Annotated in this window: 18 protein-coding genes and 1 pseudogene; 5 read left to right on the top strand and 14 right to left on the bottom strand. The window is 41.1% G+C overall.

Annotation, left to right across the window (positions count from 1 at the left end):
- Positions 1-53: 53 nt before the first annotated feature.
- Both MNY66_RS12555 and MNY66_RS12550 read right to left on the bottom strand, forming a co-directional pair.
- The gene (locus MNY66_RS12555; protein ID WP_047256904.1) at positions 54-1,379 is read right to left on the bottom strand and encodes an L-cysteine desulfidase family protein; all 1,326 of its coding nucleotides are present in this window, start codon (positions 1,377-1,379) and stop codon (positions 54-56) included.
- Between the two features lie 331 nt (positions 1,380-1,710).
- Entirely contained in the window at positions 1,711-3,057 is a 1,347-nt protein-coding gene (locus tag MNY66_RS12550) for an MATE family efflux transporter (RefSeq protein ID WP_047256903.1), read from the bottom strand.
- A gap of 384 nt (positions 3,058-3,441) precedes the next feature.
- On the opposite strand from MNY66_RS12550, the gene MNY66_RS12545 reads away from it, so the two are divergent.
- A complete protein-coding gene (locus MNY66_RS12545) occupies positions 3,442-4,338 on the top strand; it encodes a diaminopimelate dehydrogenase (RefSeq protein ID WP_047256902.1) in 897 nt (298 codons plus the stop codon).
- A gap of 133 nt (positions 4,339-4,471) precedes the next feature.
- Here MNY66_RS12545 and MNY66_RS12540 read toward each other — a convergent pair whose 3' ends face one another.
- On the bottom strand, positions 4,472-5,302 hold the full coding sequence (locus tag MNY66_RS12540) for a phosphoenolpyruvate hydrolase family protein (protein ID WP_241501007.1): 831 nt from the start codon (positions 5,300-5,302) through the stop codon (positions 4,472-4,474).
- Positions 5,303-5,367: 65 nt separating this feature from the next.
- Positions 5,368-6,603: a Tm-1-like ATP-binding domain-containing protein gene (locus tag MNY66_RS12535; protein ID WP_047256900.1), complete on the bottom strand. Its 1,236-nt coding sequence runs from the start codon at positions 6,601-6,603 to the stop codon at positions 5,368-5,370.
- A 555-nt stretch (positions 6,604-7,158) separates the two neighbouring features.
- Here MNY66_RS12535 and MNY66_RS12530 point away from each other — a divergent pair.
- Positions 7,159-7,806 (top strand): TetR/AcrR family transcriptional regulator, encoded by a 648-nt coding sequence (locus MNY66_RS12530; protein ID WP_047256899.1) that lies wholly within the window; start codon positions 7,159-7,161, stop codon positions 7,804-7,806.
- A gap of 154 nt (positions 7,807-7,960) precedes the next feature.
- Here MNY66_RS12530 and MNY66_RS12525 read toward each other — a convergent pair whose 3' ends face one another.
- Positions 7,961-8,308, bottom strand: coding sequence for a YacC family pilotin-like protein (locus tag MNY66_RS12525; protein ID WP_047256898.1), 348 nt, complete (start codon positions 8,306-8,308; stop codon positions 7,961-7,963).
- A gap of 402 nt (positions 8,309-8,710) precedes the next feature.
- Between MNY66_RS12525 and hpt the strand changes: the two genes are divergently transcribed.
- Entirely contained in the window at positions 8,711-9,247 is a 537-nt protein-coding gene (gene hpt, locus MNY66_RS12520; protein ID WP_241501006.1) for a hypoxanthine phosphoribosyltransferase, read from the top strand.
- Between the two features lie 120 nt (positions 9,248-9,367).
- On the opposite strand, the gene can is transcribed toward hpt, so the two are convergent.
- Complete coding sequence (gene can, locus MNY66_RS12515) at positions 9,368-10,021, bottom strand: carbonate dehydratase (protein ID WP_047256896.1); 654 nt, start codon at positions 10,019-10,021, stop codon at positions 9,368-9,370.
- Between the two features lie 379 nt (positions 10,022-10,400).
- Here can and MNY66_RS12510 point away from each other — a divergent pair, with 379 nt between their 5' ends.
- The gene (locus MNY66_RS12510) at positions 10,401-11,339 is read left to right on the top strand and encodes an ABC transporter ATP-binding protein (protein WP_241501005.1); all 939 of its coding nucleotides are present in this window, start codon (positions 10,401-10,403) and stop codon (positions 11,337-11,339) included.
- The gene (locus MNY66_RS12505) at positions 11,336-12,106 is read left to right on the top strand and encodes an ABC transporter permease (protein WP_047256894.1); all 771 of its coding nucleotides are present in this window, start codon (positions 11,336-11,338) and stop codon (positions 12,104-12,106) included. The genes MNY66_RS12510 and MNY66_RS12505 overlap by 4 nt, the downstream gene beginning before the upstream one ends.
- A gap of 185 nt (positions 12,107-12,291) precedes the next feature.
- On the opposite strand, the gene panD is transcribed toward MNY66_RS12505, so the two are convergent.
- From panD to sfsA, 8 genes and pseudogenes are all read right to left on the bottom strand, one after another.
- The gene (gene panD / locus MNY66_RS12500) at positions 12,292-12,672 is read right to left on the bottom strand and encodes an aspartate 1-decarboxylase (RefSeq protein WP_047256893.1); all 381 of its coding nucleotides are present in this window, start codon (positions 12,670-12,672) and stop codon (positions 12,292-12,294) included.
- Positions 12,673-12,789: 117 nt separating this feature from the next.
- Complete coding sequence (gene panC, locus MNY66_RS12495) at positions 12,790-13,653, bottom strand: pantoate--beta-alanine ligase (protein ID WP_047256892.1); 864 nt, start codon at positions 13,651-13,653, stop codon at positions 12,790-12,792.
- A gap of 114 nt (positions 13,654-13,767) precedes the next feature.
- Positions 13,768-14,559 (bottom strand): 3-methyl-2-oxobutanoate hydroxymethyltransferase, encoded by a 792-nt coding sequence (panB, locus tag MNY66_RS12490; RefSeq protein ID WP_047256891.1) that lies wholly within the window; start codon positions 14,557-14,559, stop codon positions 13,768-13,770.
- Positions 14,560-14,621: 62 nt separating this feature from the next.
- Positions 14,622-15,113, bottom strand: a complete 492-nt coding sequence (folK, locus tag MNY66_RS12485) for a 2-amino-4-hydroxy-6-hydroxymethyldihydropteridine diphosphokinase (protein WP_047256890.1) — start codon at positions 15,111-15,113, stop codon at positions 14,622-14,624.
- Between the two features lie 5 nt (positions 15,114-15,118).
- Positions 15,119-16,465 carry a polynucleotide adenylyltransferase PcnB gene (gene pcnB / locus MNY66_RS12480; RefSeq protein WP_231637039.1) on the bottom strand — a complete coding sequence of 449 codons (1,347 nt, stop codon included), beginning with the start codon at positions 16,463-16,465 and terminating at the stop codon, positions 15,119-15,121.
- A 404-nt stretch (positions 16,466-16,869) separates the two neighbouring features.
- Positions 16,870-17,769: pseudogene (gene gluQRS, locus MNY66_RS12475) on the bottom strand (tRNA glutamyl-Q(34) synthetase GluQRS).
- Positions 17,770-17,839: 70 nt separating this feature from the next.
- Positions 17,840-18,295: an RNA polymerase-binding protein DksA gene (gene dksA / locus MNY66_RS12470; protein WP_047256889.1), complete on the bottom strand. Its 456-nt coding sequence runs from the start codon at positions 18,293-18,295 to the stop codon at positions 17,840-17,842.
- 185 nt (positions 18,296-18,480) lie between these two features.
- Positions 18,481-19,197, bottom strand: coding sequence for a DNA/RNA nuclease SfsA (gene sfsA / locus MNY66_RS12465; protein ID WP_241501004.1), 717 nt, complete (start codon positions 19,195-19,197; stop codon positions 18,481-18,483).
- Positions 19,198-19,310 lie beyond the last annotated feature (113 nt).

The raw sequence follows: 19,310 nt of genomic DNA, 5'->3' as shown, positions 1-19,310 counted from the left end.
AAACCCGCACTTCTTGTTGTTTTTTATGGCTTTGTACGGGAAATAAATGGCTATTACGCGTATTTAGCTTTGCTAGCCATAATTTCTATAATTTGCACATCTGTATGACGCATTGACCCTTTAGCAAGAGCACACAAATTAGCAATTGACTGATCGACATCATCAGAGACAATACCATCAGAGCCTCTTACGCAGCTATTATCTAACGCCATTAGCACGGCTTTATAGGCGGCACTAGCGCTGGTGGAGACCTTCATCGCGCAGCTATTAGAGGCGCCATCACAAATCATTCCACTGACATCGCCTATCATGCTAGAGATTGCCATGGCGACTACTTCGTAACGCGCTTCGAGTAGCCACGCAATTCCTGCTGCTGCCCCCATTGCGGCTGTGGTTGCTGCACATAATGCTGAAAGCGGCGGTAATTGACTGTGAATATAAATGGCCATTAAATGCGATAACATCAGTGCCCGAGCGAGCTGTTCCTCGCTAGCATTTAAATGATCGGCAGCCACTAATACCGGCATGGTCGCTGCAATTCCTTGATTTCCAGACCCAGAATTACTCATTGCCGGCAATACTGCACCGCCCATACGTGCATCAGAGGCGGCCGAGGTACGGATCATGATTTCTGACAGTAAATCTTTAGATAACAGTCCGCGTTCACGCTGCGCCTGTAATGTCCTACCAATGTGCAGTCCATAGACATTTTTAAGCCCCTCTTGCGAGAGTGCATCATTGAGGGATGCAGCGTGTAAAATAAAGCTAATATCCTCAAAAGGCGCCTCGGTGGCAAAATGATAGACTTGTTTGGCGGTCACTTTTTGCAATGGAATATCTGCGGCGCAATCGATAGGCGTATCGATATCTGTCTTCGCGGCAGTTAAATCCAGTACGGTTATTCCATTATGGATAATTTTCACCACGCGAGTGTGTGTGCCGGCAATCACTACCGTCGCGGAGCCAGTAGCACTAAAAACGCTGGCTTCGGAATAGATAATATCTTCGCATGGGAATTTAATATCAACGGTCACTTGGCCTTGAGCTAACATTTTTTTACAGTGTTCAATCGAGTGAGGAGAGGCTGATTTTAATACTTCGAGTCCTGCATCAGCATCTCCGGCAATTGCACCCAATGCTGCGGCGATAGGTAATCCAACCATGCCGGTCCCTGGAACGGTTACACCCATGCCATTTTTCATCAGATTCGGCGAGACAAAAGCATTGATACGAATAATTTCGCCATCCAGATATGCAGCAGCTTTAGCCGCGGCTAAAGCGAGAGAAATCGGTTCTGTACACCCTAACGCAGGTTTTACTTCTTGCTTTACGGCACGAATAAAATATTGCCACAGTGCTGAATGTGTATGATTGTCCATGTCGATAACTTAGCCCCAAATAATACCATTAGAATCTATCTGTATTTTAATCAATTATTAAGAGAAAAGTTTCACTAAGTTTGTTGTCTTTAATCTATTTGTTGGGAGTTATTTCTCTTTTATTTTCATTTAATAGATTATTTTTCTTTTCAATGGTGTTATGGCATTGTTTTTAGCCTAATACTGGCATAAAAAAGCCCAGCGCGAATAAAGCGGTGTATCCGCAGTTTACTCGGGCTAGGCTATGACGGTATTTACAGCGTTGTTTATATTTATTGGCTATCGTTAACTTATTCAGGGGCACTGGAAATTGTTACCCCTGATCAATAGATTAGCCTTCAAGATCTAAACGTTTAGTTTGCCATTTCTTCGAGCGCCAGCGCCAAGCATTGGTGAGCCCTCGTAGCCATTCATCGGCAAAGAAACCGAGCCAAATACCGAGCAGACCCATTTCCATTTTAATCCCGAGGAAATAGCCCAGTGGAATAGCGACCCCCCACATAAAGATGATGGCAGTAAACAGTGGGAAACGTGCATCACCCGCGGCGCGTAGAGCATTTACCATGACAATATTAATGGTACGACCGGGCTCTAAAAATACCGATAATAAGAACAACGGTAATAATAGCTCAGCGATACTTTTATCTTCAGTTAGAGCGTCTAAAATCGGATGACGCAATGACCAGAATACCAACACGATACCGATGGTGACAAAAAAGCCCATTTTCAGGCTTTTAACGCCGCGAGAAAACGCGTCTTGAAAACGTTTAGCTCCGACTAAATGGCCGACCATAATTTCATTACCGATGCTTATCGAGATACCGAACAGCATAATAAATAACGATAATTGGAAATATAGCGTTTGAGCGGCTAACGAGGTTTCCCCCATCAGTCCAATGAAGGCCGATGCGGTCATGAAGTGTAGGATCCAGACTAAATTCTCACCGGCAGAAGGCAAGCCAATATGCAGGATTTTACCCAGCATTGATCTCGACCACAGCAGCAACAGAGAAAAAGAGAACTTAATACGTAAGCCGAGGAATAATAAGCAGAACAGTAAGATAACAGCAACAATGCGCCCAATTACTGTTGACCATGCGACTCCTTCTAATCCGTACTGTGGTAATCCAAAGAAGCCATATAAAACAATCATATTACCGATAACGGTGATTATATTCGCTACTAAGGTAACCCACATGGCGGGTTGAGCTTTGCCGTGGACTCGTAAGCAAGCCGCGAGAATAATACTGATGGCTTCTGGAATTAAACAAATACCTAAAATATGCAAATAAGCATATCCATCATCCATTAAATGGGCAGGGGTATTCATTATACTTAGTATTTTGTAGCCAAAAAATAAAGCGACTAGCGCACTTAAGCAGCCTAATAATAAGTTAAAGGCGATCGAGATATGAATCGCTTGGCTGGCTTTATCGCGTTTTCCTGCCCCTAAATATTGAGCGATAACCACACTGCATCCAACACTGATAAAGTTAAAAATGGTGATGAATAGGTCAAAAACCTGATTACCCACCCCCATGGCAGCAAGATACGCCGTAGAGACATGGCTAACCATATAAGTATTGATAAGCAGAGTGGCCAGATGAAGAAAAATATCGATAAATATCGGCCAGCTCAGGGAATAGAGCGAGCGCTCAGTGACATCTGACTGATGCATTTAAAACCTTCATTAATTAAATTTATCCGTATAGATCGAGTTGCAAGCGCGTTATTTCTCTCGGCGAATCACAATATAAACTCGAATTATCTGGGATATTGAGTGAGATAGAATATAAAAAGTTTGCGGATTTTACACGGATTAATCATTGCTTAACAGTATTAAAAACAGACAATCATATTAAGTTGATTTTTTGCTTAATTATCACTGGCTTGATAGCTCTATTTTTTGCATGATGGTGACCTATTTTAGGGTATTTGATGATTTATATATTGCGTTATTGTGCAATTATCCGAGAGATCGTCAAGCTTGATTATGAACGATACGAAATAAATATTAATTTAATTAATGAGCATGCATAACATGCATAAATAGGAGCGCGGAGTGAAAAAAATAAAAGCGGCTATTGTGGGTTATGGCAATATTGGCCGATACGCCCTTGAAGCCTTACAAGCCGCCAGTGATTTTGAAATCGTCGGGGTTGTACGCCGTAATACAAGCGAGATCCCTGTAGAATTAGCTGATTATCTTGTCGTTAATGAGATTGAAAAACTGGGTATGGTCGATGTTGCTCTGCTGTGCTCACCGACGCGAGCTATTCAACCACTGGCAGAGAAAATATTAAAACTGGGTATTAATACTGTCGACAGCTTTGATGTTCATTCCGATATTGTGGCGTTAAAACAGGCACTTGATGCAGTGGCTAAAGCGCATAATAGTGTCGCTATTTGCTCTGCGGGTTGGGATCCAGGCTCTGATTCAATTATCCGTACATTAATGCTGGCAATGGCGCCTAAAGGTGTGACATTTACTAACTTTGGTCCCGGTATGAGTATGGGGCACAGTGTGGCCGCTAAGGCAGTTACTGGTGTTAAAGATGCATTATCGGTCACTATCCCTTTGGGGACCGGGGTGCATCGTCGTATGGTGTATATCGAACTAGCGCCAGAGGCTGATTTTGAGACCGTAGCTACGGCGATCAAAGCAGATAGCTATTTTGCCTCAGATGAAACACATGTACGTCAAGTCGATAGCGTTGATGCGTTGAAAGATGTGGGGCATGGGGTACAAATGAGCCATAAAGGTGTTTCTGGCGGCACACATAATCAATTATTTGAATATTCTATGCGCATTAATAATCCAGCGTTAACCTCTCAATTTATGGTTTCCGCGGCGAGAGCTAGTATTAAACAACCGGCGGGGGCATATACTGTAATTGAGATCCCACCCGTGAATTTTTTACAGGGTGATTTAGCTACGCTGATCGCGAAATTGGTATAAATCACGATAGGTATAAATAAAAGGTTGTGTGGATAAAAAACGCCTACAATAAATATGTAGGCGTTTGGTCTGGTGTTGTTTAAATATATTGTGTTAAAAATAGAATAATAAATATTATAAATAGCTTTTTATTTTAGTCGCGCTTAAGCGCTTTAAACTCAGTGGTGGTTTGGGTTAATGCAATTTCTGTTGGTAAACGTTCCATTGAACTAGCACCATAAAAACCATGGCAATCAGGGCAATTATCCAGAATATACTGAGCATCTTCAGGCGTGGCGATAGGCCCACCGTGGCATAGCACAATAATGTCTTCTCTAACGGATTTTGCGGCATTGGCCCAATCATTAATTAAGGGCACGCAATCTTTCAGCGTTAATGCGGTATCTGCACCAATATTGCCGCCAGTAGTTAATCCCATATGTGGAACAATGATATCGGCTCCGGCTTCTGTCATGGCTATCGCATTCTCACGATTAAATACATAAGGCGTGGTGAATAAGCCTTTTTCATGAGCGAGACGGATCATATCGACTTCTAAACTATAGCCCATGCCCGTTTCTTCTAAATTCGCGCGGAAAACGCCATCAATCAGCCCGACGGTCGGGAAGTTCTGAACGCCAGAAAAACCAATAGCTTTAACGGCATCTAAAAACTGATCAAATTGACAGAAGGGATCGGTACCATTCACGCCCGCTAATACCGGCGTATGTTTCACCACCGGCAAAACTTCTTTGGCCATATCCATCACAATTTCATTGGCGTTTCCGTAGGCTAATAACCCCGCCAATGATCCTCGACCCGCCATACGGTAGCGCCCCGAGTTATAGATAACGATGAGATCAATACCGCCTGCCTCTTCACATTTTGCAGATAAACCGGTGCCTGCACCGCCCCCGATAATCGGTTCTTTACGCGCTATCATCGCTCTGAATTTGCTGAGTAATTGATCACGGCTATGCTTCATGTTATTGAACTCCGCTTGGCTGAAATATCTCTCATTTTTTATCGGGATCTTTCATATTTTAAAAATTAGCTGACCAATAGCGCTAATTTGCTTTGGTCGTCATGTAAGCTGAGCAGCTGCTGGCTAAATTCGACTGAGTTAATGTGATAAGGACTCAAGACTAATTTTCGGCTGGCAGTCAGTTTATAGTGTTGGATAAAAGCATCGATAAATGCTTGATTAGCCTCTGGCAACCAGAATGGGCCCCCTTCAATATCTAGCGCGGAAAAACCAGCCGTAGGAATAATAAATGTGATATCTCCCGTGCAGCGATTTAGTTTTTCAGCGATCCAAATACCCATTTTATGGTTTTCTTCTCTATTGGTACGCATCAACGTAACTTGAGAATTATGGTTGTAAAACAATCGGTCTTGGTGTGCCACCGGGATAGTTGCCGGGCGACCAAAATTGATCATATCTAAGGCACCGCAAGAAACTATACTTGGGGTCTGAGTGCGGGCTATTGCACCAAAACGATCGTCATCACAGGCTAAAACGCCTCCAAAGAGATAATCGCAGACTTCGGTAGTCGTGATATCTAACACTGAATGTAATAAATGACTATCAATTAGTTTTTCCATTGCTTTGCCGCCACTGCCAGTGGCATGAAACACTAAGCAATCAAAATTACTTTCCAGCTGTTGGGTCAAAAGCTGGACGCAAGGGGTAGTAACCCCGAACATAGTCAATGCTACAGCAGGCTTGCTTTTAGTGACTTGTTCTTCGCGCAGATTAAAATAGACTGAACCTGCAATCATATAGGCGGCATTTTTTAATACTTTGCGAGAAATAATATTCAGCCCAGAAATATCGGTTACTGAATACATCATCGAAATATCACTCGCGCCGATATACCCTGAAATATCACCAGAAGCCATAGTTGATACCATTAATTTAGGAATACCAACCGGTAGGGCTTGCATGGCCGGGGTTATCAATGCGGTTCCGCCTGAGCCCCCTAGCCCTAAAATGGCAAGGAGATCATCTTGTTGCAATAAATAATGCTCAAAAGCCAGTGCCATAGCAGCAATTGCATTGCCTCTATCGTTGCAAAAAACTGCATCTTTTCCTTCGGGATGATAAGCGGCGATGGTATCCGCATTAACATCAACAGTAGGAGGGATAACACTAGGCTTGGTGGTTAAATCAACAATTTTTACTGGTAGTCCAGCATCTTGTATTAATTGGCTAAGATAAAAAATCTCAGCACTTTTAGTATCTAGCGTCGAGGCTAAATAAATGAAACCCTGGTGTTTGCTCAGAAGATAATCCTCATTGATAAGATCAATTCGCGAATGGATTATAACCGCAATGAGACTATAGTATCATTTGCGAATTGTCAAATATGAGACCTTTGTCTCATTAAACTTGATACTTAATCATTAATAATCGTAAAATGATGCTAATGATCATAAAATGATTGTTAATATAATATTATAAAAAAGAAAAATAAAAATTATTTAAATTAGCGATGAATATAATGAGATATATGCAATTAATGTGCTACTTTATGTCTGATGGAGATCGGAATATATACTTATAGTGGTTTATCGCTACAAATGCCTATTTACATCTAAAAGTGAGCAATAAATCAGCGATTACTTATAATATTAAGTATATGAATATTTTAGGTAGGCGCTTATATAGTAAATTGCCAAGATTAAAATAAAGCCTAGGGTTAATATTATATTTATTAACATATGAGCTAATATAATTAGTAAAAAAGAGACGCCAATAGTTTAATGATGTTAATCAGTTGATATGATTAATGTAATATAAACTATAAAATAGATTAAACACTGAGCAGGATTTTATTTATGCTACAAGATAAGCCAACCCATAATTACACCGGTACACGTAAACGGACCTATCATTTACTTATCGGAACGGCAATGGCGATGTTTGAGCAGGGGGTCATGCCATCGATTTCTGAATTAGCTACCGAGGCTGGAGTATCAAGGGCCACCGCGTATCGTTATTTCCCCACCCAAAGCGATTTAATTACAGCAACGGTCAATGAAAGTCTCGGGCCTATTTTAACTTGGCGACCAAAAAGTGATAAAACAGAAGAGCGCATTAGCGAATTAATTAATTATTCGTATCCGCGAATGTTTGAACATGAAGGCGCCTTGCGTGCTGCATTACAAGTTTCACTGCAACAATGGGCAGAAACTCGATCACAGCATAATAATGAAGATCCTAAGGCAAAGCGCTTTCAGCGCGGAAATCGTAAAAAGATATTATCGATGGTTGCTGAGCCAATGGAATCTGAATTCTCGTCAGATATTATTGATAAAACGATAAAAGCTTTTTCTGTTATTTATGGCTCAGAAATTTTATTAGTATTAAAAGATATTTGGAAAATGGATAATGCCCAGGTTATGGCCATGATACAGTGGATGGCTAAAGCGATTTTAAATCAATCGATTATTGATAACCAGAAATCAGAAAAAACTGAAGAATAAGAAAAAATAAGCCTCGAAAACTGCACATATTGATTGTGCGGTTTTAAGGCGACAACTTAAAAAGTATTTTAAAGAACAGATATATAATAGTTATTATAACCGCAAGCGGAGCATTCAATATATCATCGGTATGCAAGCTAAAATAGCTTAATAATTATTTGACATAGGCAAATAACCCCAGAGAATCACGTGCCAGAGACTGACATTTAAATTCATTAGAGAGTGGAATGCCTTTTAAATCGGTATAACTTTCTTTATTGAGCTTCGACATATCTAGAGAATTATAATTAGTCAGATCCCATTTATTGGTTTGGGCGAAATAGATAATCGCACGTTCAATTTCACGATCGGGAATTTGTGAATAACCACAGTCATATTTAAGATAAACGAATACCGCTGTTAGATCGGCGAGATCTTCAGCTTCGCTAGGTGAAAGTGCTTTTGCAACACCACTGAAACTAAGTAGTGAAACTATGTATGAAAATAAGATAATTTTATGCATTCAGTATTCTATACCGTTTTTATGTCAAGTTACGTGAACATAATAATAGAATTGTTAGTAACCTATAGCTTTTACCGTTATCGGAAAATAACCACAATAATTTATCCCATGGTTCAGAATATTCAATTAGTTAGATCAAAAATTAAGTGGAATATTTGTTGAAAATCATTATGTTATTACTAATATATTTAGATTGAATCAAGTTTATCTGTACAGATTAAATCATGTTTTTGAAATAAATGATATTGCTCTATCTGTTAAGTAGGATACTGATTAGTTGCTAACTAGATGTTTTATCATGAATATTTCATTCAAATTATCATTATTGGCAATATTATCGCGTCTGCATGCTGCCTATGTTAAAATGTCACGCTTTCCATTCCCCATAGATACCAATAGATCATGAAACATATTTTAGAAGTGATGATCTCTGAAGAAGAGATTGACCAGCGCGTGAGTGAGTTAGCCGAAAAAATTACGGCTCATTATCAAGATGTTGACGGCGACTTAGTATTAGTTGGTTTGTTAAAAGGGTCGTTTATTTTTATGGCTGATTTATGCCGGAAAATCCAAGCGCCGCATGAGGTTGATTTTATGACCGTGTCTAGCTATGGTAATACCATGAATTCCAGTCGTGATGTTAAAATTGTCAAAGATCTGGATGAAGATATCCGTAATAAGCACGTATTAATCGTAGAAGATATCATTGATTCCGGTAATACGCTGAATAAAGTTCGTGAAATTCTGGCCTTACGTGGGCCAAAATCTGTGGCTATCTGTACTTTATTAGATAAGCCATCGCGCCGTGAAGTCGATGTCCCTGTAGAGTGGATTGGCTATTCTATCGAAGATAAATTCGTTGTTGGTTATGGTATTGATTATGCACAACAATATCGTCACTTACCGTATATTGGCCATGTGACTCTGTTGGACGAATAATTCAATTAGTCATATGACAATAGCCAACAAAAAGGCCGCAATTTAAAGATTGGCGGCCTTTTTGTTGGGTTGTATTCATCAAATGGGATGAATGGAGTAGTACCAACAGAGAGTGGGCATTTATTTTTTCTGGGTTAAGTTAGCGATTGATTCACGATAACGTAACTCTAATTTTTCACGGCTATCCGCTGTCACATATAAATCATGTAAACGACCATTATTGATACCGTAAACCCAGCCGTGGATCATGATTTTTTGCCCACGTTTCCAGGCGGATTGCATGATAGTTGAATGGCCAAGATTATATACCTGTTCAACGACATTAAGCTCACATAGCCGATTCAAACGTTCACACGGTTTCAGTTCCCCGAGCATTGAGCTGTGTCGATACCAAATATCGCGAATATGTAATAGCCAGTTATTAATTAAACCGAGCTCGGTATTATCAACAGCAGCTTCGATACCACCACAACCATAGTGACCACAAACGATAATATGCTCAACTTGTAATACATCTACCGCATATTGAATAACTGAAAGGCAGTTAAGGTCTGTATGGATCACTAAGTTAGCGACATTACGGTGAACAAATAGATCGCCCGGCGCTGCATTAATTAATTTTTCTGCGGGAACACGGCTATCTGAGCAGCCGATCCATAAGAAACGTGGATTTTGAGCCTTGGATAATTCTTTGAAAAATTCAGGACTTTCTTCGTTTACAGAGGCTGACCACTTTTCATTGTTAGCGAACAGCTCTTCGATTTTCTTCATCATGATCTATGCCTGGTTATAATTCTTAGCGTTAAAATTATTCTATTAATCATACTGCAAGTTGCATAATTGTTAACTAATTTTAGCGATAAAAATAGTCTACTTGAATCTGCATATCAACTAATTGTTAACAATTGTCGACCGCTAATTGGAATCAATTAGCATATACAAGATTAATTGATTAATTAATAATTTGTTGTAAATTTTTTTATATTTATTCTAACTTATTAATTTATAGTTGATTATTGATACATTGAACTTGTCGATTTGGTCACCATCTAGCTTTTAACCTCTTTCGGCATAACAAATGTAGTAAAAAAATGGCATCATTCATACATATTTTTTTTTAATCAGTTCAAGAATAAAAGGTGTTTTTATATATATGACATATGCACTTGAATTATCGCAGCTGACAAAAACCTATGCCGGTGGCGTGAAAGCACTGCGTGGCATTGATTTGTGCGTAGAAGATGGTGACTTTTATGCTTTGTTAGGCCCTAATGGCGCTGGAAAATCGACGACTATTGGCATTATTAGTTCGTTGGTGAATAAGACTAGCGGCTCGGTTAAAGTGTTTGGATATGATCTCGATAAAGAGGTGGTTAATGCCAAACGACAATTAGGGTTAGTCCCGCAAGAATTTAATTTTAATCCGTTTGAAACGGTACTACAGATTGTTCTGAATCAAGCGGGTTATTACGGCGTTACTCGGTCGATTGCGCACCAACGCGCCGAATTATATTTAACGCAATTAGATTTGTGGGAAAAGCGTGATGAACGTGCGCGTAACTTGTCTGGCGGTATGAAACGCCGTTTGATGATTGCTCGTGCACTAATGCATGAACCGCGATTATTAATCCTTGATGAGCCGACAGCAGGGGTAGATATTGAATTGCGTCGTTCAATGTGGGGGTTCTTAAAAAACCTGAATGATCAAGGTACAACGATTATTTTGACCACCCATTATCTGGAAGAAGCCGAAATGCTATGCCGTAATATTGGTATTATTCAGCACGGTGATTTGGTTGAAAACACTAGTATGAAACAACTACTTAGTCAGTTGGAATCAGAAACATTTATTTTTGATTTAGGCGCTAAAAGTGCGATCCCGCAATTAAAAGGTTATGCTTCCCGTTTGTTAGACACCTCGACTTTAGAAGTCGATGTTAAGCGTGAGCAAGGGCTTAATGGGTTATTTTCCCAGTTAGGGGAACAAGGTATCCAAATTTTGAGCATGCGTAATAAAGCGAATCGCTTGGAAGAATTATTTGTGAATTTAGTTAAAAAAGAATCAGATTCAGTACAGAAGGAGGCGCAATGAACGCCTTGTATTGGGTAGCATTAAAAACTATCTGGATAAGAGAAATTACACGATTTGGTCGAATTTGGATACAGACATTACTGCCTCCTGTGATAACTATGTCTTTGTATTTTATAATTTTTGGTAATTTAATCGGTTCACGAATTGGTGATATGGGGGGCGTAGATTATATGCAATTCATCGTCCCCGGGCTTATCATGATGGCGGTGATAACCAACTCTTATTCCAATGTTTGTTCTTCGTTTTTTGGTTCGAAATTTCAGAAAAATATTGAAGAACTGCTCGTGGCCCCGGTACCGACCCATGTGATCATCGCTGGATTTGTTGGCGGCGGGGTAGCTCGTGGTATTTTGGTCGGCTTTTTCGTTACTCTAGTATCATTATTTTTTGTGCCATTGCAGATACATTCATGGCCAATGATCATCATAACTTTGTTATTAACCGCAATTGTTTTCTCCCTGGCGGGTCTATTAAATGCGATTTTTGCTAGAACATTTGATGATATCAGCATTGTTCCGACGTTTGTGTTAACACCATTAACTTATCTTGGGGGAGTATTCTATTCTCTAAGTTTATTGCCTCCATTCTGGTTAGCAGTGTCAAAACTGAATCCGATAGTCTATATGATAAGCGGTTTCCGTTACGGCTTTTTAGGTATTGCTGATGTATCGTTAACTGTGACGTTAAGTGTGCTTATGGGTTTTTTAGTGGTTTTTTATCTGTTAACTTGGTATTTAATTGAGAAGGGTCGTGGCCTACGCAGCTAATCGATTGTTCTTATTAAGATAAGCTAGCGTTTTAACACCATAATGTTAACACCATAATATTAACGCCATAGAGGTCATCTGTGGCGTTAATTTTTGCGGCAGGCAAAAGATAAAAAATCCCTAGTAATATTGATTAACGGGGGAGATTAGCAGATAACGGAGTAAATCAATGCATAATGCGTTGATTAAGCGACCTGTACCGGTACCGCTTTAGCTATTCGGCTCATGGTATTATCCGCATCAAAGTAAGCGACTTTTGGTTTATGTGTCCGCGCTGCGCTGTCTTCCATTTGAACGTAAGAGCAGATAATTAATTTATCACCAACGGCTGCTAGTCGAGCCGCGGCGCCATTGACTGAAATTATTTTTGAGCCGCGTTCAGCTGCAATCGCATAGGTTGAAAAACGCTGGCCATTATCCACATTGTAGATATCAATGGCTTCATATTCGAGTATCCCTGCCGCTTCCATAAAATCGAGATCAATGGCACAAGAACCTTCATAGTGTAGGTCGGCTTGAGTCACGTTAACACGATGTAATTTGCCTTGGAGTACGGTACGTAGCATGTATTTCCCCTAATAACCTATTGAATAATATAGCCATAGTTTGGCAAATCTATGATAGGTAGTCCGATTGATAGACCCACCGACTAATAAATGCAAATCAATGCAGTAACAGTTTTTTTAGTCTATCTGCGGTGGAAGAGAGACTGATAAATTATCAATTAGGCGGGTTTGCCCTAACCAAGCTGCCATTAATATGACTGCAGTACGGCTGGTGGCAGTTAATGGAGCTAACGTTTGTGCATCGCGAATAAATAATTCATCGGGAGTAAAGCCAACGGCACGTAATTTATCTTCAGCTTCAGTCAGTAACGAGGGAATATCTGCCGTAGAGGATTGCAGTTTTACGCCGATTGCTTGCATAATTTCATACAATTTGGGCGCTATTTTTTTTTGGTCAGCAGAAAGATTATTATTGCGAGAACTTAAGGCCAATCCATTTTTTGCTCTGACCGTTGGTACAGAGACGATAGAAATATCCCATGACAGATCAGCGACCATCTTGCGAATTAATTGCAATTGTTGGTAATCTTTTTCGCCGAAAAAGGCAATATCTGGCTGTACTAAGTTAAATAACTTAGTAACTACTGTGGCGACACCGCGAAAATGACCTGGGCGGCTAGCACCTTCTAATATTTCCGACAGCTCAGGCACTTCAACGTAGGTTTGTTTTTCCATCCCTGTGGGATAGATATCTTTTACTGAAGGAGCAAAGACTAAATCAATATTGCGACGTTTAAGTTTCTCACAATCTTCTTGCAGTGTTCTTGGGTAATTATCTAAATCAGACGCATTATTAAATTGTAGCGGATTAACAAAAATACTGGCAATCACAATATCTGCTTGCTGTTTTGCTTCATCGATTAGGTTTAAATGCCCATCGTGGAGATTACCCATAGTAGGGACAAGCGCAATACGTTTACCTTCTTGTTTCCAGCGGCGAATTTCACGGCGTAAAATTAGCGAAGTCTCAACGATAAGCATACTCAAGTTCCTTTATTAATGTAATAACTTAAATTATCTAAACCGTAAGAAAGATGGCAAATAACTACACTCATAGTGTATTTGTGAGCGCAGTCAGTAACCGTATAGAATCAATTATTCGAATGAATGTTCAGCATCAGGATAACTGCCGTTTTCCACTTGTTCGATATATAAGCGAATAGCATCAGGAATATTACCGGCTTCAGCCAAAAAGTTTTTAGCAAATGTCGGTGCTTTCGGGGTGATCCCTAGCGCATCGTGCATAACTAAAATCTGTCCATCAGTTCCATTTCCTGCACCAATTCCTATCACCGGTAGCAGTAATTCTTCGGTGATCAGTGACGCTAAAGCACTTGGAATACATTCTAAAACCAATAATTGAATACCTGAGTTTTCAAGGGCGATCGCATCTTTTATCAGCTGGTTAGCGGTAACTTCATCACGACCTTGAACTTTATAGCCGCCAAGAACATTCACGGCTTGTGGGGTTAAGCCAAGGTGGCCACAAACCGGTACCGAGCGTTCGCTGAGCATTTTCACTGTATCACACAACCAGCTACCGCCTTCCACTTTGACCATGTTTGCACCAGCTTGCATTAAGATAGCTGCATTTTGGCAGGCTAGCTCTGGGCTGGAGTAACTCATAAAGGGCATATCCGCAATAATAAATGCGTCAGGCGCCCCTTTACGGACACAACGGGTATGATACGCAATATGTTCAACCGTGACTGGAAGCGTGGAGCTTTCGCCTTGCAGTGTCATTCCTAGAGAATCGCCGACCAGCATGACTTGAATGCCTTGTTCTGCGAATAACTGGGCAAAACTTGAATCGTAGGCTGTTATGGTAGCAAACTTGCGTTTTTCTTTTTTGAACTGACTTAGATAGGCCAGAGTGATTGGTTTCATGCTAATAACCTCCGTAAGTTACGTCTAAAACAGCCACAATGGTCGAACTTTTGACGAGGCTGTTAGGATGATTGGTGCCAGAGCATCAATCCGTTGCGGGGCACAAGTGAGAGTCTTTTTGACAGCGGTTCGCCATCAGGAAAAATTAAATCTGGGGCGATTTCAGCTAAAGGATAAAGCATGAATTCGCGTTCTTTTAGGCCGTAATGTGGAACGATTAAACGCGGTGTGGCAATAGTTTGGGTACCAAATAACATAATATCGAGATCGAGCGTTCGCGGTCCCCAGCGTTCATCTTTGCGTACACGCCCATGTTCGAGCTCAATACGCTGTGTCTGTGAAAGTAGTTCTTCAGGCTGTAGCGCCGTGATTAATAGCGCTACAGCATTGAGATAATCCGGTTGATCCTGCGGTCCAAGGGGCTTGGTCCGATAAAAGGAAGAAACCGTAATAAGTTCACTGTGAGGAATCGTTTTTAGCGCTTCAATAGCCGCATTAATCTGTTGAAGCGGGTCATTTAAATTACTGCCAAGCGCAATATAAACAGATTCCATAGTGATTACTCATTATCCTGTGGTTTATTACGCGGTTTACGTGGAGCGCCAGAATGCGATTTTTTAGGACGAGTCCGGCGTCGTGCTGGCGTTTGTCCTAGCTCGGTGATCATCTCGCGTTGTTGGCTATTATTAGCCACTTGGAACTCATCCCACCAGCGTGCAAGTTCAACCAATTCTTTGCGATGCGGTTCGGCATTAGCCCGCAGTTCCAGTAAATCAAACGCCGCCCTAAACTTAGGGTGCTCCATTAATTTATTGGCTCTACGTCCTTGGCGACGCGGCAGACGCAGTTGTAATTGCCAGATATCTCTCATGGTACTGGTGATACGTTTCGGAATAGCAATAGAGTGACATTGTTCGTCTAGAATATCATTCATCGCCAAAGCAAAAGCTTCGTAATAGGCTAATCCGCCTTCTTGAGACAGTTTTTCAGCGTGTTCAGCGAGGGGATACCATAACATGACTGAAAATAAGAATGCTGGATTAACTCGCTGGCTATTAGCCAGTCGGGAATCGGTATTTTTCAGAACCTGATCAATGATATATTCCATTGGGGAATCACTGTGTTCAGTGAAATTCTGCTGTAAAATTGGGAATAATTGTTTAAACAGACCGTATTGGCGCAGCATCTTATAGGTCGCATACCCTTGTCCAGCTTGCAGCAGTTTTAATGATTCTTCAAACAGACGCGCAGAAGGAATATCTTTTAACAGCGGTGCTAAACGAGGGATCGGCTCTGCGGTTAACGGTTCTATTTTCATATCCAGTTTACTGGCGAAACGTACCGCTCGTAACATGCGAACTGGATCTTCACGATAACGAGTTTCTGGGTCGCCTATCATACGGATAACACCGTCTTTTAAATCTTGTAAGCCGTGAACATAGTCGCGAACGGTAAAATCAGCGATATTGTAATACAAACTATTGATCGTAAAGTCACGACGGATAGCATCGTCTTCAATTGAGCCGAAAATATTATCGCGCAGCAGCATGCCACTTTTGGCTTGCTGGGACAGATTTTTATCTTCTTGCTCCTCGGTTGTCTGAGGATCATGATGCCCACGGAAGGTAGCCACCTCAATAACTTCAGGACCAAACATAATATGTGCCAAACGGAAACGACGCCCGACTAAGCGGCAATTACGGAATAATTTACGAATTTGTTCGGGGGTGGCATTGGTCGTAATATCAAAGTCTTTTGGCTTTTTGCCTAATAATAAATCGCGAACGCCTCCACCAACGAGATACGCCTCGAAGCCCGAATTACTCAGACGATAAAGGACTTTCAGCGCATTATTGCTGATATCATTGCGTGAAATGCAGTGTGCCGCCCGTGGAATGACTGTCATCGGTTCATCATCGACTGGCGTATCAGCATGCTTGCGACGACGAGTCACTTCTGGCGTCGATGCTTTCGTCGGTCTATCTGCCGATCTCTGTGGGCGTTTTTTAGTTTTCTGCCTTTCAGAATATCTATCGTCAGACTGCCTATTTGGCTGGCGCTCAGGCTGCTCATTAGGCTGTTTTTCCGCTGTAGTCAGTCGGTCAGAATTAGTGACTGGCCTTTCACTGGCTGCCTGTAGTTCACGTTGAGCTTTATCGTCACGTGCTAATAAGTTACGGCAGAAATTTGCTACTCGGTTAAAAATAGTACACCTCGATTTAATCACTAATGTCAAAAAATAAAAATAAGCGGCTAATCATAGCCTACAGAACTTTTTTTGAGAATGGTCAATCTCATAAAAGTGACTGATTACTGAAATTTTGTGGTGACAGAGTCATAATCAGGGACTAATGATAAGTCCCAATTTTTTATTGCTAGTGCCAATAACTGTTCAATGCTTATTTCTTGCCAGCCATCTATATACGGTTGTTGCAGAAAATTCAGCGCTTCAATCAATACCGGCCGTGGGTCTGAGGTGGGTATTGGCTGAGCATGATTCTGCTTCGATAGCTTATTATTATCTTTATTCAATGCCAGAGGCAAATGGGCATAAGTTGGCTCTGGCAGCGATAAATGTCGATACAGCGATATCTGATGCGATGTCGGGGCAATTAAATCGGCACCACGCACTATCTCAGTCACTCCCTGATAATGATCGTCAATTACCACCACCAGATTATAAGCAAATAGCCCATCTTTTCTATGAATAATAAAATCTTCTTCAGCGATTGTCGGTTCAGTATGCACGGTCCCCCGGATCCTATCATTAAAATCATAAATAGGATGGCATTGGCTAATTCGCAATGCGGCATTGGTTGCCGGTCAATTCAGCCAGCGGCAACGACCATTATACAGCCCTCCCATCTCATGGATACAATGGCGTGTGCATCGGCAATAATAACATTGATTATTATGGATAAGCTCAGCCAAAATTTCGCGATAAGCGGCATGACGTTGAGATTGATAAACCACCGGACCGTCCCAGTATAAACCGTAGCATTCTAAGGTAGCGAGAATACTGTCTGCGGCGCCGGGAACTTCACGTGGCGGATCAATATCATCGATGCGTAGTCGCCATTGGCCATGTTGAGATTTAGCTTGTAGGTAACTACCAAGAGCAGTAACTAGCGATCCAAAATGGAGATCACCTGAAGGAGAGGGGGCAAAGCGGCCAATGTAGGGTTTTGAAGATGAATTAGCGGTTTTCATGGCGGTGTAAATATTCCTATAACGGCGCATAACCACAGTATGCGCCGTCGAGGACTCCATAAGTCAGTAATTAGCCAGCCATTTGCTTTTCGCGAATTTCTGCTAATGTCTTACAGTCAATACATAAATCAGCTGTAGGGCGAGCTTCTAAGCGGCGAATGCCAATCTCAACCCCACAAGACTCGCAGAAACCGAAGTCATCATCTTCAACTTTCTTTAAGGTCTTTTCGATTTTTTTAATCAACTTACGTTCACGATCTCGGTTACGTAATTCAAGACTGAATTCTTCTTCCTGAGCGGCTCTATCAACAGGATCTGGAAAGTTAGCGGCCTCATCTTGCATATGAGTAACTGTCCGGTCGACTTCATCCCTGAGTTGATTGCGCCATGCTTCGAGAATGAGCTTAAAATGAGCCAACTGAGCGTCGTTCATATATTCTTCGCCAGCTTTTTCATGATAGGGCTGAACCCCAGCAATGGCGAGAATGCTTAAGGACGAGGTCTTACGTTTTTGCCCTTCTTGCATAATACTTCTCCTACACACGCAATTTAACACTAACCCCAATGGGGAAAAATAAAGGTCGCTATAAATAGCAGAAGCCTGCCTTCTTGGCAATCGTTCCTGCTATGAGTTTTGCAATGCTGTGAACAGACGCGTGTTTGCCTTTTTCTTAGCCGCAATGCTCAGCTACCATTATATTGATGAATTAACTACTCTTTTATCATCGAAACAAAGTCAATTTTCTTAGCCAGCAAAAGTTCCTTTTCTGATATATCTGCTTGATAACAAATGACTTCAACACCACACTCAATCGCTTGCTGCAATAATGATGCATATTGCTTATCAATATGCGCTGCCGCTGATACTTGCTGAATACCCGAATGCATTACAGCGAACAACAGTATGGCCTTTTTTCCTTCTTTAGCAATAATTGTTAGCTCACGTAGGTGTTTCTGTCCTCTTTGGGTAATGGCGTCGGGAAAATATCCTTGACCATTCTGTAGCAAAGTCACTGATTTTACTTCAATATAACATGCTGGCAGTTTGTCTCCGGTCAATAAAAAATCAATCCTACTATTCTCATCTCCATATTTAATTTCTCTTTGGACAAATTTATATTCAGATAATTCTGGAATGATCTTTTTTGTTAGAGCCTCGGCAACTAATTCATTGGCGCGTAGCGTGTTAACCACTATCCAATCGCCGGTTTGTGTTTGGGTTAATTCCCAACTGTGAGGGTATTTACGTTTAGGGTTATCGGACGTTGAATACCAAACTTTATCGCCCTCGGTAGCACAACCCGTCATTGCGCCGGTATTTGCACAATGAATCGTCATTAATTGACCTTCTGGCGTAACGATATCCGCTAAAAATCGTTTGTAGCGTTTGACTAATATCGCCGGTTGCAAAGGAGGGGTAAATTCCATGAAGGCTCCGTTATTGGATAGAGTTAATAAACTGGCGGGCAATGCTACAATGTCGGCCATTAAAAGTTAATCATTTTGCCATGATGGTGAGCGAAAAGAGAACAATTATGAGG

Source organism: Moellerella wisconsensis (assembly GCF_022592395.1).
Lineage (GTDB): Bacteria > Pseudomonadota > Gammaproteobacteria > Enterobacterales > Enterobacteriaceae > Moellerella > Moellerella wisconsensis.
This window is presented reverse-complemented; position numbering and strand designations above follow the sequence as displayed.